Genomic DNA, 14,930 nt, shown 5'->3' with positions numbered 1-14,930 from the left:
CGATGGGTGCACACAGGCGGAAGTGCGACTGGTGCGGCAGTGGTACGCCGATCGTCCGCGACATGGAGCCGGTCAATCCCGACTACCAGTACTGGTGCGAGGAATGCGCGCGGGCGCTGATCATAAAAGGCGACCCGATCGAGACCTACCGCGAGCTGGAGGGCGAGCCGATCTACGGCCGCCTGCTGGAGGAGCACTGCACGCTCAAGAGGTTCTACTCCTTCGTCACGGCTTGACGTAACGCCGACCCCCGACGTCGCCCCGGCAACGATGTCGCGGCGCGGGCCGCCACCAGGAACAGCGCGGCGGCCCCCGCGTAGAGGGCCGACAGCGCCATCTGCGCGCCGCTCTGGTGCAGTTCGGGCCGTGCCGGGCCGTGCGGCACCCACCAGGGGGCGTACGAGCAGAACACCAGGGCCGCGCCCAGGGCCGCCGCCCGGTGTCCGCGCGACCACAGCAGCAGCACCACGGGTACGCACCACACCCAGTGGTGCGTCCACGACACCGGGCTGACCAGCAGTGCGGTGACCGCGCAGCAGCACACCGCCCAGGCCCGCATCCCGCGCAGCTCCGCCGCCACCGCCACGGCGAGCCCCGCGGCGGCCACCACGGCCGCGCAGGCCGTCCAGACGGCGCCGGGGTCCGCGGTGTGCAGCAGTCGCGCCAGAACGCCGCGCAGGGCCTGGTCGGCGGTGTCCTCGGCGTGCCCGACCCGGTCCGAGCGGAACACCGTGTCCGTCCAGAACCGCCAGGAGTCCTTCGGCAGGGCGGCCGCCGCGAGCAGGGTGGCGCCGGTGAACGTGATCGCCGCCCCTCGCGCGTGACGCAGCCACGGCTCCCCGTCGCCGCCCCGCAGCCGGGCCGCGATCCCCGTGGCGAGCAGGAACACCAGGAACAGCGCCGGCGTCAGCTTCACCGCGGCGGCCAGCCCGAGCCCCGCACCGGGCCGGCGGCCGCGGCCGCCGGCCCGGTGCGGGGCCAGGTCCCACAGCACCACCGTGGCCAGCAGCAGGTTGACCTGGCCGTAGCGCAGGGTCGTCCACACCGGCTCGCACCAGACGGCCACCGCCGCGACCCACCAGACGGTCTGCGCGCGCGTGTGCCCGGCCAGCGTCAGGGACAGCCGCACGAACACCAGCAGCAGGACCAGGTTCCCGGCCGTGGCCAGCGTGCGCAGGACCGCGGTGCCCGGCAGCGTCAACGCCGTGAACAGCAGGGCCGCGAAGGGGGGATAGGTGGTGGGCAGGTGCGCGGCGGTCGCCCGCAGCGCGTACAGGTCGCCGCCCGCGCGGACGGTGGCCCCCTCGGCCCGGTACACCATCAGGTCGATCATCGACACGTGCGCGGCCCGCTGGGCCAGCCAGAACACCGTGAACGACACCAGGCACGCGCCCGCCGCCACCGGCGGACGGCGCCGGGCTCCGGGGGGCGCGATCAGGGTCACGAAAGCAGACATTAGCTCTCATATGGCGCCAAGCGGGAAACGATTTGGTGCTGCACCCCCGGGACCGTGTAATGTTGGCGTCGCCGCCGGGGAGACCGGGCGGAACAAGGCGAGGGGCTATAGCTCAGTTGGTAGAGCGCCTGCATGGCATGCAGGAGGTCAGGAGTTCAATTCTCCTTAGCTCCACAGAAATCGAAGGCGGACCGTCCGAACGGATGGTCCGCCTTCGACGTGTCTCCTGCCACGTTTCCCGTCGCGGACGTGTTCGCCGTCCCGCCCGGCCCGTACGCCCGCGCGTGTGCGCGTCGACCGGCGTGCGAAGGGCGCCCGGTCCGGACGCCCTTCGCACGTGGCCGTTGGTGTCAGCGCCCGAGCGCCCGCCGGCCGCGGCCCTGGGAGAGGACGGGCAGGTTGCGTGACGGCGCCTGGCCGCGGGTGTCCTCCTCGATGCGCAGCGCCAGGGCGGGGCAGCGGCGCACCGCGCGCAGCGCCTTCGCCTCGGCGTAGCGCGGCACCTGAGCCTGCGCCACCGTCGGGAAGCCGTCCGCGCCGAGCTCGAAGACCTCGGGGAGGATGTCGGCGCAGAGACCGTGGCCCCGGCAGAGCGTCCAGTCGACGTAGATCTTCTGGCGGCTGCCGCCGGCCTCCTCGGGCTCGGCGCCGCCCGGGAGGCCGGCGGGGGCCCTGCCCCCCTCGAAGAGCGGCAGCACGCCCTCCACGGGCCGTCCGCAGCCGTTGCCGAGGACGTGCGCGGCCAGGTCGTCGGTGAACGCCTTGATGGTCGACTCCAGGAACATCGCGGAGCCGTCGGGGTGCGAACACGCCCCGCGCCGCTTCACGTTCTTCGCGACCTGCTTCAGTGCCTCCAGGGCGGCCGGTCCGCCGCCGTTCAGGATGTCCTCCAGGCCGCGCGCGGCGGCGGGCAGTCCGAGGTAGCAGGGGCCGCACTGGCCGGCGCTCTCCTCGGCCAGCCACTGGGCGACCCGCAGCGACTCGCCCAGCGGGCAGGTCTCCTGGCTGATCGGCAGGATCGCGCCCGCGCCCAGCGAACCGCCCACCGCGTTCAGCGAGTTGCGGGAGACGATCGCCTCGTTGACGGTCGCCGCGTCGATCCACTTGCCGTGGTAGCCGCCGGTCAGCACGCCCTGCGGCACCGGCGGGGCGCCGGCGAGCTGCAGGACGTAGCGCAGCGGCACCCCGGTGGGGACCTCGAGCACCATCGGCCGGGCGACCGCCCCGGACACGGTGAGCATGACGGTGCCCGGCTCGTCGTACAGGCCGGTGTTGCCGTAGCGCTCGGGGCCGATGCGGGCGGCGATGGCGAGCTGCGCGAACGTCTCCGCGTTGGACAGCAGCGTGGGCGCGCCGCCGACGCCGCTCTGCGAGGCGCTGATCTTGCGGCCGGGCGGGATCGCCGGGCCGCCGTCGACCGAGCGGATCAGCGACGCGGCGGCGCCGGTGACCATCCGGACCGGGTTGCGCTGCACCCACGCGCGCAGCGCCGACCTGCGGCTGTTGCTCAGGCCTCGTTCGGCCAGCGCCGCCTCCATGGAGCGCTGGGTGGACTCCCTGGTGACGCCGATCACGAGCGTGCGCGCGCCGAGCGCCTCCGCGCACAGCAGGGCGCCGTCCAGGATGAGGTGCGGGGCGCGGTTGATGAGCACCGTGTCCTTGCGGCAGGCCGGCTCGTCCTCACTGCCGTTGACGACGACGACCGGGCGCACCCCGCGCTTGATCGCCGACTCGGCGACCGAGCGCAGCTTCTTGTGGAACGGGAAGCCCGCGCCGCCGCGGCCCTTGAGGCCGATGCGCTCGGCGAGCTGGGCGAGCTGTTCGCCGCCCAGCGGGTCCAGCGGCCCGTGCACCTTCAGGTGCATGGGCAGGTCGAGCCGCTCGACAAGGTCGAAGCCCGAGGTCAGCTGCGGAAGGCCGACCACGCGGACCTCCGGGACGTCGGGCAGGGCCTCGTTCACCTATAGCCTCCGGAAGGCGTGTTCCAAGGTTCGCCCGAACCCGGCGTGCCGTACGCGCCGGGGGTTGTTTCGGTGGCGGGACCGCTGTTGAACGTGTCACCCGAGTTGTACGTCCCATAGGGGGCGTTCGTCTCACCGGTGTCGTACATGTCACGTCCGCCGTAGCCGCCGGTGCCGGGATTGTCGTAGGCCGGGATGTTGTATCCGGTGTCCTGGAGCGGGTCGTACGCCGACGGCGGGGCCTCACCGACCGGCGGCGGGGACGGGATCGGCCAGCTTCCCGAGGTGCTCGACGGGCCGTCCACGCGCGGCATCGCCTCCGTGGCCTGCATGTCCAGCGGCAGGTCCATGCGCGCGGTCCGGTCGGCCGCGTACGGCTGCTGGGGGCGGCCCGGCGTGGACACCGCGCGATAGGCGGCCGCGAAGCCGGAGCCGGGCTCGGCGGCCGGGGCGGCGGGGGAGGGCTGGTACAGCGGCGCGGTCCCGGGGCCGCCCGGCGCGTCGGCGGGCGACGGCCTCGGCTCGCGCCGGGAGTCGAAACCCGGCAGGGCGGACTCGGCGGCCCGCGTGCGGCTCGCGTCCAGCTCGTCGAACCCGCGCCGCTCCGAGGAGCCGAGGACGGCGACGAGCCGGTCGGCGACCTTGCGCTTGACGGGGCGCGGGGCGGAGCGCAGCGCCAGCGCGCCCATCACGCCGAGCAGGGAGAGGCTGTACAGGATCACGAAGATCGGCTTGGCCGGGCGACCCGCGTAGAGCCCGTGCACCAGCGCCGCGCACCAGGCCGGATAGGCCAGCATGTGCATCGCCCGCCAGCGGGCGGCGACCGGGGCGGGTGCGGCGAAGTTGCTGCGCAGGGCGCCGGTGACGCCCACGAACACCATCAGCAGGCCCGCGAGCGAGCCCAGTCCGATCAGGCCGGCGCTTCCGGTGACGCCGAGCGAGAACGGGACGATCGCGGCGATGAGCTGGGTGTGGTCCAGCGCGATCTTGGTCGTGATGTGCAGCAGCAGGAACGCGATGGAGGCGACCGCGGTCGTCCGGTGCACCGCCTGGCCGATGATCCGCTGGCGTGTGTTCAGGAAGATCCGGTCCTGGGCGAACAGGCCCCAGATCACCGAACAGCTCAGCGAGACCAGGGAGAGGACGCCCGCTCCGAAGTTCAGGAACTCCTGGAACTGGCTTCCTCCGACCAGCACGACCACGGGTATGAGCAGCAGGGCGACGGCGGACGCCACCCCATAGGCCGACCGGCCCGGTTTGGGGAGCGAGCTGTTACTACGACGAGGGTTCATGGGGGCAACTCCGAGCAGTTCCGGGAAAGCGGTCCCGCTGCCGAACTCTAAGTGGCGCCATACCGATCAGTAGGAGCTTTGAGTTATTGCGTTGTTATCAAATGACAATGCGACTGGGACGGTGTCCCTTAGTGGCTGTTACGCGAAGTATTCTCTGACCTTGGTTCAGTTGCGGGCGGGTTCGTGTCATGTCCACCAGGCATACGGAAGCGCGTCGCGGCTTGCTCAAGGGCTGCGGTACCCTAGCGCCATGCGTGCCGTACGCCTTCTGCTTAGCGGGCCGCGCTGATCAGTACCGACCCACCGGTCGAACCGTGTGGTCGGCATCGGCGCGGCGTCCCCTCCTGTGCGAGGGGATTTTTCGTTTCCTGAGTGTCACAGCCGCAGGCAGCCGCAGGCAGAGACGATCGATGGAGCTTTGAGGACCATGAGCGAGACGAACCCCGCTGCCACCGCCGAGGTGGCCGCGCCGCACCGCTACACGGCCGCCATGGCGGCCGAGATCGAGGCACGCTGGCAGGACTTCTGGGACGCCGACGACACCTATGCGGCGCCGAACCCCAAGGGCGACCTGGCGGGCGACCCCGAGCTGGCCGCCCGTCCCAAGAAGTTCATCATGGACATGTTCCCGTATCCCTCGGGCGCCGGCCTGCACGTCGGTCACCCCCTGGGCTACATCGCCACCGACGTCCACGCCCGGTTCCAGCGGATGACCGGCCACAACGTCCTGCACACCCTGGGCTTCGACGCCTTCGGCCTGCCCGCCGAGCAGTACGCCGTGCAGACCGGCACGCATCCGCGCGTGTCCACCGAGGCGAACATCGAGAACATGAAGGCCCAGCTGCGCCGGCTGGGCCTGGGCCACGACAAGCGCCGGTCGTTCGCCACGATCGACCCGGAGTACTACAAGTGGACCCAGTGGATCTTCCTGCAGATCTTCAACTCCTGGTACGACGACGAGGCCGGGGCGGCGCGCCCGATCTCCGAGCTGGTCGCCCGCTTCGAGTCCGGTGAGCGCGCGGTGCCCGGCGGGCGCCCCTGGCGCGAGCTGAGCGCCGTCGAGCGCGCCGAGGTGCTGGGCGAGTACCGCCTGGCCTACGCCTCCGACGCGCCGGTCAACTGGTGCCCCGGCCTGGGCACCGTGCTGGCCAACGAGGAGGTCACCGCCGACGGCCGCTCCGAGCGCGGCAACTACCCGGTGTTCAAGGCCAAGCTGCGCCAGTGGAACATGCGCATCACCGCCTACGCCGACCGGCTGCTGGACGACCTGGAGGCGCTGGACTGGCCCGAGGCCATCAAGCTGCAGCAGCGCAACTGGATCGGCCGCTCCGAGGGCGCCCGTGTCGACTTCCCGATCGACGGCGAGCGCATCACCGTCTTCACCACCCGCCCCGACACCCTGTTCGGCGCGACCTACATGGTGCTGGCCCCCGAGCACCCGCTGGTCGAGAAGTTCACCCCGCAGGCCTGGCCCGAGGGCACCCACCAGGTGTGGACCGGCGGCCACGCCACGCCCGCCGAGGCCGTCGCCGCCTACCGCGCGCAGGCCGCCGCCAAGTCGGACGTCGAGCGGCAGGCCGAGGCCAAGGACAAGACCGGTGTCTTCATCGGCGCGTACGCCACCAACCCGGTCAACGGCGAGCAGGTCCCCGTCTTCGTCGCCGACTACGTCCTGATGGGCTACGGCACCGGCGCGATCATGGCCGTCCCGGCGGGCGACCAGCGCGACTTCGAGTTCGCGCGCGCCTTCGAACTGCCGATCCACTGCGTCGTCGAGCCCACCGACGGCCGCGGCACGGACACCTCCACCTGGGAGGACGCCTTCGCGTCGTACGACGCGAAGGTCATCAACTCCGCCAACGACGAGATCTCCCTCGACGGCCTGGGCGTCACCGAGGCCAAGGCGCGCATCACCGCATGGCTGGAACGCCGGGGCATCGGCGCGGGCACCGTGAACTTCCGCCTGCGCGACTGGCTGTTCAGCCGCCAGCGCTACTGGGGCGAGCCCTTCCCGATCGTCTACGACGAGGACGGCGTCGCCCACGCGCTGCCCGAGTCGATGCTGCCGCTGGAGCTGCCGGAGGTCGAGGACTACAGCCCGCGCACCTTCGACCCGGACGACGCCGACACCCAGCCCGAGACCCCGCTGTCGCGCAACGAGGAGTGGGTCAACGTCACCCTGGACCTGGGCGACGGGCCGAAGAAGTACCGGCGCGAGACCAACACCATGCCCAACTGGGCCGGTTCCTGCTGGTACGAGTTCCGCTACCTGGACCCGCACAACGACCGGCAGCTCGTCGACCCGGAGATCGAGCGGTACTGGATGGGCCCCCGCGAGGGCCTGCCGCACGGCGGCGTCGACCTGTACGTCGGCGGCGCCGAGCACGCCGTGCTGCACCTGCTGTACGCGCGCTTCTGGTCCAAGGTCCTGTTCGACCTGGGGCACGTCTCCTCCGCGGAGCCGTTCCACAAGCTGTTCAACCAGGGCATGATCCAGGCCTACGTCTACCGCGACAGCCGCGGCATCGCGGTACCCGCCGCCGAGGTCGAGGAGCGCGACGGCGCGTACTACCACCAGGGCGAGAAGGTCACCCGCCTGCTGGGCAAGATGGGCAAGTCCCTGAAGAACGCGGTGACTCCGGACGAGATCGCCGCCGAGTACGGTGCCGACACGCTGCGCCTGTACGAGATGGCGATGGGCCCGCTGGACGTGTCCCGGCCGTGGGACACGCGCGCGGTGGTCGGTCAGTTCCGGCTGCTGCAGCGGCTGTGGCGCAACATCGTCGACGAGAGCACCGGCGAGGTCACCGTCACCGACGCCGAACCCGGCGAGGAGACGCTCCGCGCCCTGCACAAGGCGATCGACGGCGTGCGCCAGGACCTGGAGGGGCTGCGCTTCAACACCGCCATCGCCAAGGTGACCGAGCTGAACAACCACCTGACCAAGGCCGGCGGCGAGCTGCCCCGCTCGGTCGCCGAGCCGCTGGTGCTGCTGGTCGCCCCGCTCGCCCCGCACGTCGCCGAGGAGCTGTGGCGCAAGCTGGGCCACACCGACTCGGTCGTCCACCGGGACTTCCCGGTCGCCGACCCGCGGTACGTGGTGGACGAGACCGTGACCTGTGTCGTGCAGATCAAGGGCAAGGTCAAGGCGCGTCTGGAGGTGTCGCCCGGCATCTCCGACGAGGAGCTGGAGAAGGCGGCCCTGGCGGACGAGAGGGTCGTCGCCGCGCTGGACGGCGCGGCCATCCGCAAGGTGATCGTGCGGGCGCCCAAGCTGGTCAACATCGTTCCGGCGTGAGGGCGTGAGCGCGTGAGCGCGTGAGCACGCCCCAGGGCCCGGGGACCGGACACCTCGGGGTGGTCCCCTACGGGCAGGTTCGGGGTTTCTCCGGAACCCCGGGCCCGCCCGCTGCGTTTACGGTGGAGAGCACAGCGGCGCACGCCGCACCCGGCCCGGGAGGAACGGCATGGAAACAGTGATCACCGTGTTCGCCCTGCTGTTCCTGGTCTTCGTGGCCCTCGGCGTGTACGCGACGGTCAAGGCCGTCGGCGCCGCCAAGCGCGGCGTGGACCGCACGATCGCGCAGGCCCGCCGCACGGTCGAGGACCACACCCTGCGCGCCAGATCCATCGCGCAGGTCGGCCCGGCCGCCGAGATCGCCCAGCTGCGGCTCACGCTGCGCAGCTCGATGCGCGCCACCCAGGACGCGCTGCACGCGGGCGTGGCCGAGGACGAGTCGCTCCGGGAGTCCCTCGGCCTCTTCCAGCGACTCAGCGCCCACGGGCAGGAGCTGGACGCCGACCTCAAGCGCCTGGAGTCCGAGCCGGACCGGACGACGCTCGCCGCGCACCTTCCCGGACTGCGTCGCCGCACGGAGCGGATCACCCACTCCGCGGACTCGCTCCGCTGGGCGGCCCGTGACCGGTCCCACCGTTTCGCCGAGGACGACCTGGACGCGCTCAGCGCACAGATCGACATCGAGACGGGCGCCCTGCGGCACTGGACGGACACCGAGCCCCAGCAGGCGCGGGCGTGGCAGGACGCCCCCGCGGCGCCCGACGGCACCGCCGGGGGGCAGCCCGGGCGCGACCCGCGGGCGTCCCGCTCCGGCGAGACGCCCGCACCGGCCTCGCTCACCCCGCCACCGCCGCGACAGGCCCACCCCTGGCAGAAGAACCCGCGCCCCGAGAGCACCACTTGACCGGACCGCCCCGGGACCGGCGGACAGGGGCCGGTCTGCCGCACGGGCACCCCGGCAGGTAACCTCCAGCTCATGTCCCGCCATGTCGCGATCGTCACCGATTCAACGGCCTACCTGCCGCCACGGACGATGGAGCGCCACGGCATCACCGCGGTGCCCCTGACCGTGGTCCTCGGTGACCAGGCACTCGAAGAGGGCACCGAGATCTCGACCCGATCCCTCGCCCAGGCGCTGCAGAAACGGCGTCCGGTCACCACCTCCCGGCCCAGCCCGCAGACGTTCGCGGAGACCTACCGCAGGGTCGCCGAGTCCGGCGCCGGCGCCATCGTCTCCCTGCACCTGTCCGCCGAGCTGTCCGGCACCTACGACGCGGCGGTCGTCGCGGCGCGCGAGGCGCCGGTCGCGGTGCGGGTCGTGGACACCGGGATGATCGCGATGGCCCTGGGCTTCTGCGCCCTGGCCGCCGCCGAGGCGGCGGAGGCGGGCGCCGGCGTGGACGAGGCCGTCACCGCCGCGGAGAAGCGGGCCGCCGGCACCTCCGCCTACTTCTACGTCGACACGCTCGACTACCTGCGCCGCGGCGGGCGTATCGGCGCCGCCCAGGCCCTGCTCGGTTCCGCCCTGGCCGTCAAGCCGCTGCTCCAGCTACGCGGCGGGCGCATCGAACCCCTGGAAAAGGTCCGCACGGCGACCCGGGCGATCGCTCGCCTGGAGGAGATCGCCGCCGACCGGGCGGGCGGTGCCGAGGTGGACATCGCCGTCCACCACCTCGCCGCGCCCGACCGGGCGTCCGCCCTCGCCGAGCGGCTGCGAACCCGGGTGCCCCGGCTGGCCGACCTGCACGTCAGCGAGGTCGGCGCGGTGATCGGCGCGCACACCGGGCCCGGGCTGCTGGGCGCGGTCGTCTCGCCGCGCTGAGCCGGCTCGGTCCGGCGCTGCGGTCGCACCGGATGTGATCACCCGGGCGGGTGGTGGAGTTGTCCACAACGGGGCGGCCGTCCACGGGAATTGACCAAGATCATCGCGAGTCGGCGCGATGCCCGAACCTCGTCGCATGGCACTTCGACCGCGTTCACGCACCGCCACCCCGACCAGTGGACCGGGCCGCGGCCCCGCCTCCGACGGCCGCGTCCGCCGCCCCGCCGACCGCCCCCGCGTCCGGCACCGCGCGCCCGCGCCGGCCGAGGACCTGCGCCGCCGCGCGGAACTCCTCTTCGGTGAACACGCCGTGCACTGGCCGGAATCGGGCAACGCCCCGCCGGACACCCGACCTCCCGCGCAGACGGGGGGTGCGACCGGACCGGCGCCGGGACCGCGGTCGCCGGGCACGGCAGCGGCCGCTCCGGCCGGAACGAGCGAAGCGGCTGCCGCGGCCCACGACGCCGGCCCGGCCGGTGTCCACGGGACGCGACCGCCGCCCGCCACGGGCCGCTTCGAGCCGGAGGCACGGTCCGCGCCGGGCCTGCGGGAGCGGACCGGGCTCGTGCTGCGGGAGCGGCTGCCGGTCTGGCTGCAGGCGCGGTGCGGGGTGGAGCGGCGGGGCGTCGTCGCGCTGGCCGTGGTGCTCGTGGCGGCCGCCGTGTTCGCCGTCCAGCACTTCTGGTCGGGCCGCACGCAGACGGTGAGCGCTCCGCGGGTGGTGCGTGCCGAGGCGCCTTACGGGGGCAAGGAGGAGAACCCGAAGTCGGGCCGGTCCACCGGCGTCCCCGCGGTGAACACGTCAGCCGCGGACGCCCCGACGGCGCCCGCGGTGGAGATCGTCGTGGACGTCGGTGGCAAGGTCCGCAGGCCCGGAATCCAGCGGCTTCCGGCGGGTTCCCGGGTGGCCGACGCGCTGCGCGCGGCGGGCGGGGTGCGGCCGGGGGTGAGCACCGAGGGGCTCAACCGGGCCCGTTTCCTGGTGGACGGCGAGCAGGTGCTGGTCGGCGCTCCCGCGGGGACGGCGGCTGTCCCGCCCGCCCCCGGCAACGGCGCGGGCGCCGTGGCGGCGGGCCCGGGCCCCGCGGCCCCGGTCTCCCTCAGCACGGCGACCGTGGACCAGCTCGACACCCTGCCCGGGGTCGGTCCGGTGCTGGCCCGGCACATCATCGACTACCGCACCCGGCACGGCGGTTTCCGCTCGGTGGACGAACTGCGACAGGTCGACGGCATCGGCGACCGCCGATTCGCCGACCTGCGCGCCATGGTGCGGCCATGAGCGGGGGAGAGGCCGGAGCGGGGCGACCGGGCCCCACGCGGGAAGCCCACGGGGAGCGGCGCGGGAGCGGCCACCCGGGCGAGCCCGAGGCCCCGGCCGACCTGCGCCTGGTGCCGTCCGCTCTCGCCGCCTGGGGGACGGCCGCCGTGGTGCTCGGCGCCTCGCCGGCCTGGAGTGCCGTCCTCACGGTCGGCTGCGGCATCGCCGGGGCCGCGCTGCTGTCGACGCGTCGACGGGCCGGTCCCGGCCGGCTCGCCGGGTCCCGCGCCCCGGTCGCCGCGGTGCTCCTGTGCGTGGCGGCGGCCGCCGCCTCCGCCGGGTTGCACGGAGCGGACGTTCGGCGGGGCCCCGTGCCGGAGTCGGCACGGCGTTTCGCCGCCGTGACCGCCGAGGTCGAGCTGAGCGGCGACCCGTGGCTCAGCAGGCCGCGGGTGCGGGGCGACCACGCGGCGCCGGTGGCGGTGCTGGCCCGGGCGGAGGTGCGGCGCGTCGAGCGGGACGACGGGAGGACCACGCGGACGCGGAGCCCGGTCCTGTTGGTCGTGGACCGGGACGTCCCGGCGCCGAGGCCGCCCCCCGGCGAGGCGGCGCGCACGGCGCCGGGGCCGGGCGAGGCGCGCCGCGCCTGGCTCGGGCTGCTGCCGTCCACCCGGCTGCGGGTGACCGCCCGGCTGGCACCCGCCCTGACCGGAGGGGACCGCACGGCGGCCGTGCTCCGCGTGCGCGGTGATCCGGAGCCGGAGATCGTGGCGGGGCCGAGCGGTCCGCAGCGGCTGGCGGGCCGGCTCAGGGCCGGGCTGCGGGAGGCGACCGGGGAACTGCCCGCGGACGCCCGGGCGCTGCTGCCCGGGCTGGTCGTCGGCGACACCTCACGGATCACGCCGGAACTCGACGAGGCCTTCAAGGAGACGGACCTCACGCACCTGCTCGCCGTCTCGGGCAGCAACCTCACGATCCTGCTCGCCCTGCTCCTCGGCCCACCCGGGCTGGCCCAGCGCGCCGAGCGCCGCGGACTCGCCCCGCGTCTGGGACTTCCGCTGCGGGCGACCGCGGTGCCGGCGGCAGGGCTCACGCTCGGCTTCGTGATCGTGTGCCGGCCGGACCCCAGCGTGCTGCGGGCCGCGGCCTGCGGCTCGGTCGCCCTTCTCGCCCTGGCCACCGGACGCCGCCGATCCATGCTCCCCGCCCTCGCCACGGCCGTACTGCTGCTGGTGCTGTACGACCCCTGGCTGGCCCGCAGCCACGGGTTCCTGCTCTCCGTACTGGCCACCGGTGCGCTGTTGCTGCTGGCACCCGGCTGGAGCGAGGCCCTGCGGCGGCGCCGGGTGCCGGCCCGGCTCGCCGAGGCGCTGGCCGCGGCCGCCACCGCACAGGCCGTGTGCGCGCCGGTCGTGGCGCTGCTGTCGGCCCGGGTGAGCCTGGTGGCGGTGCCCTGCAACCTGCTGGCCGAGGTGGCGGTCGCCCCGGCCACGGTGCTGGGGTTCGCGGCGCTGGCCGTCGCGCCGGTGGCGATGCCCGGGGCCGAGGCGCTGGCGTGGTGCGCCGGCCTGCCCGCCGGATGGATCGCGTGGATCGCGCGGACCGGCGCGGCACTGCCCGGCGCGGGAGTGGACTGGCCGGCGAGCCGGACCGGGGCGCTGCTGCTCGCGGCGGTCGTCGCGGCCGTCCCGCCGGTCGGACGGCGGCTGCTGAGGCACCCCTGGTGGTGTGCCGCGGCAGCCGTGCTGCTCCTGCTGGCCTTGGTCCGGCCGGCGCCGCTGACCCGGGTGATCACAGGCTGGCCGCCCCCGGGCTGGCGGTACGCGATGTGCGACGTCGGGCAGGGTGACGCCACCGTGCTGGCGGCCGGTGACGGGGCCGGAGTGGTGGTGGACGCCGGACCGGATCCGGAACGGGTGGACCACTGCCTGCGGGCGCTCGGCGTCACCCGGGTCCCGCTGCTGGTCCTGACCCATTTCCACGCCGACCACGTCACCGGTCTGCCCGGTGTGCTGCGGGGCCGCTCGGTGGCCGCGATCGAGACCACGTACTACGCGCAACCCGCCGACCAGGCCGAGTTCGTCAGAAGGGAGGCGGCGCGACGGAACATCCCGCTCAGTACGGCGGCGGCCGGGGAGGAGCGGCGCAGCGGGGCGCTGAGCTGGCGAGTGCTGTGGCCGCCCGCGGCGCCAGGCCCGGGCCTGGCACCGGCACCGGAACCAGACGGCCCGAACGATGCCAGCGTCGTCCTGCTCGTGCGCTCCGGCGGGCTGCGGCTGCTGCTGCTCGGTGACCTCGAACCCCCGGCCCAGCAGGCCCTGTCGCGGTCCCCGGACGCGGCCGAACTCGCGGGTGTGGACGTGCTGAAGGTGGCCCACCACGGCTCGGCGTACCAGGACCCGTACCTGATACGGCTGGCCGCCCCGCGGGTGGCGCTCGTCTCCACCGGTGCCGGCAACCCCTACGGCCACCCGGCACCGGCGACCGTGGCCGCGCTGCGGGCCGGTGGGGCCGTGGTGCTGCGCACCGACCGGGACGGGGCGCTCGCGGTCGTCGGTGACGGCGGGACGCGGGGGGAGGTGCGGGTGACGGGAGACTGAGCGGCGGGTGTTCGCCCAGACTGGGCGCATGAACTCAGCCCAGGCGGACGCCTACCTCCGCCGCATCGGGGCCGCGCGCCCGCAGCACCCCACCGCCGAGGCGCTGCGCGAGCTGCACCTGCGCCATCTGCGGACCGTCCCCTTCGAGAACCTCTCCATCCATCTGGGCGAGGAGATCGTCCTGGAGGAGGAGCGGTTGCTGGACAAGGTGGTCGGACGTCGGCGGGGCGGCTTCTGCTACGAACTGAACGGCGCCTTCGGGGCGTTGCTGGCCGCCCTCGGCTACGAGGTCGCGTTGCTGGCGGGCCGGGTGTACGGGGAGGAGGGGCGCCTCGGCATCCCGTACGACCATCTCGCGCTGCGGGTGCGCGCGGCGGACGGCACCGACTGGCTCGCGGATGTCGGGTTCGGGGCGCACAGCCACTTTCCGCTGGCGGCGGCCGAGCGCGGTGAGCAGCCGGACCCCGGCGGGACGTTCCGGGTGACGGAGTCCGGTCCCGACCCGGCCGGCGTGACCGGTGCGGGGCCGGCGACCGGGGGCGCGGACCTGGACGTGCTCCGGGACGGGCGGCCGCGGTACCGGCTGGAGCAGCGGCCGCGGGCGCTCGGTGACTTCGCGGGCGGCGCCTGGTGGCACAGCACCTCGCCCCGTTCGCACTTCACCCGGTCCCTGGTGTGCTCGCGGGTGACCGGGGACGGCGGGCGGATCACCCTCAGCGGACGCGCGCTGACGATCACGGCACCCGGCGGGAGGAAGGAGACCCGGGAGGCGGCGACGGACGAGGAGGTGCTGGCGTTGTACCGGGAGGAGTTCGGGATCGGGCCCGCCGCCGTGCCGACGGTGCGGCAGCGGAGCGGTGCCGGCTGAACGGGCCCGTCCCCGGTGCCCGAGAATGTGCCCGTGAACGATGTGAGACATGTGCTGGTGCTGCCCGACCGCGACGCCGCCGAGGAGGTGGCCGAGGCGCTCGCGGAGCACTTCGGCGTCGACGAGGTTCCTCGGCCGGTGCGGGACGCCCTGGCCGGCGAGGACGACGCCGAGGACGCCCAGTGGCTGCTGGCACTGCGCGACGAGGCGGGCCGGCTCGACCCCGCCGAGCTGGACGCGTTCGCGGGCCGGTGGGACGGCTGGCGCGAGGAGCCCTGACCGCCGCCCCGCCGCCCCGCCGCCTTGACCCCGGAGCCCCGGAGCCCCGCCGCCCCGGAGCCCCGCCGCCCGGGTCGGGCCGGGGTCGGGCCGGGG

General features: G+C 74.2%; 11 protein-coding genes and 1 tRNA gene. 9 read left to right on the top strand and 3 right to left on the bottom strand.

What is annotated here, in order from left to right:
• Positions 1-2 precede the first annotated feature (2 nt).
• A complete protein-coding gene (locus tag MXD57_RS07595; protein ID WP_003976229.1) occupies positions 3-236 on the top strand; it encodes a hypothetical protein in 234 nt (77 codons plus the stop codon).
• On the opposite strand, the gene MXD57_RS07590 is transcribed toward MXD57_RS07595, so the two are convergent.
• Positions 215-1,456 (bottom strand): glycosyltransferase 87 family protein, encoded by a 1,242-nt coding sequence (locus tag MXD57_RS07590; RefSeq protein ID WP_250400540.1) that lies wholly within the window; start codon positions 1,454-1,456, stop codon positions 215-217. The two genes, MXD57_RS07595 and MXD57_RS07590, sit on opposite strands and share 22 nt — an antisense overlap.
• Before the next feature lie 101 nt (positions 1,457-1,557).
• On the opposite strand from MXD57_RS07590, the gene MXD57_RS07585 reads away from it, so the two are divergent.
• Positions 1,558-1,630: transfer RNA gene (locus MXD57_RS07585), tRNA-Ala, on the top strand.
• A 176-nt stretch (positions 1,631-1,806) separates the two neighbouring features.
• Here MXD57_RS07585 and MXD57_RS07580 read toward each other — a convergent pair.
• Both MXD57_RS07580 and MXD57_RS07575 read right to left on the bottom strand, forming a co-directional pair.
• A complete protein-coding gene (locus MXD57_RS07580) occupies positions 1,807-3,417 on the bottom strand; it encodes an NADH-ubiquinone oxidoreductase-F iron-sulfur binding region domain-containing protein (RefSeq protein WP_250400539.1) in 1,611 nt (536 codons plus the stop codon).
• Entirely contained in the window at positions 3,414-4,709 is a 1,296-nt protein-coding gene (locus MXD57_RS07575; protein ID WP_250400538.1) for a cytochrome b/b6 domain-containing protein, read from the bottom strand. Before MXD57_RS07575 ends, MXD57_RS07580 begins: the two co-directional genes overlap by 4 nt.
• Positions 4,710-5,136: 427 nt before the next feature.
• Here MXD57_RS07575 and leuS point away from each other — a divergent pair, with 427 nt between their 5' ends.
• The 7 genes from leuS to MXD57_RS07540 all read left to right on the top strand — a co-directional run bounded on the left by leuS (position 5,137) and on the right by MXD57_RS07540 (position 14,834).
• On the top strand, positions 5,137-8,007 hold the full coding sequence (gene leuS, locus MXD57_RS07570) for a leucine--tRNA ligase (protein ID WP_250400537.1): 2,871 nt from the start codon (positions 5,137-5,139) through the stop codon (positions 8,005-8,007).
• A gap of 169 nt (positions 8,008-8,176) precedes the next feature.
• Entirely contained in the window at positions 8,177-8,911 is a 735-nt protein-coding gene (locus MXD57_RS07565) for a hypothetical protein (RefSeq protein WP_250400536.1), read from the top strand.
• Between the two features lie 72 nt (positions 8,912-8,983).
• Positions 8,984-9,829 (top strand): DegV family protein, encoded by an 846-nt coding sequence (locus MXD57_RS07560; RefSeq protein WP_250400535.1) that lies wholly within the window; start codon positions 8,984-8,986, stop codon positions 9,827-9,829.
• A 136-nt stretch (positions 9,830-9,965) separates the two neighbouring features.
• Positions 9,966-11,108, top strand: a complete 1,143-nt coding sequence (locus MXD57_RS07555; RefSeq protein WP_250400534.1) for a ComEA family DNA-binding protein — start codon at positions 9,966-9,968, stop codon at positions 11,106-11,108.
• Entirely contained in the window at positions 11,105-13,687 is a 2,583-nt protein-coding gene (locus MXD57_RS07550; RefSeq protein ID WP_250400533.1) for a ComEC/Rec2 family competence protein, read from the top strand. The genes MXD57_RS07555 and MXD57_RS07550 overlap by 4 nt, the downstream gene beginning before the upstream one ends.
• A 28-nt stretch (positions 13,688-13,715) precedes the next feature.
• Entirely contained in the window at positions 13,716-14,555 is an 840-nt protein-coding gene (locus MXD57_RS07545) for an arylamine N-acetyltransferase family protein (RefSeq protein WP_250400532.1), read from the top strand.
• 33 nt (positions 14,556-14,588) lie between these two features.
• Positions 14,589-14,834 carry a hypothetical protein gene (locus MXD57_RS07540; protein ID WP_250400531.1) on the top strand — a complete coding sequence of 82 codons (246 nt, stop codon included), beginning with the start codon at positions 14,589-14,591 and terminating at the stop codon, positions 14,832-14,834.
• The last annotated feature ends 96 nt before the right edge of the window (positions 14,835-14,930 follow it).

Origin of the sequence: Streptomyces cellostaticus (genome assembly GCF_023630175.1) — a bacterium.
Taxonomy (GTDB): domain Bacteria; phylum Actinomycetota; class Actinomycetes; order Streptomycetales; family Streptomycetaceae; genus Streptomyces; species Streptomyces cellostaticus_A.
This window is presented reverse-complemented; position numbering and strand designations above follow the sequence as displayed.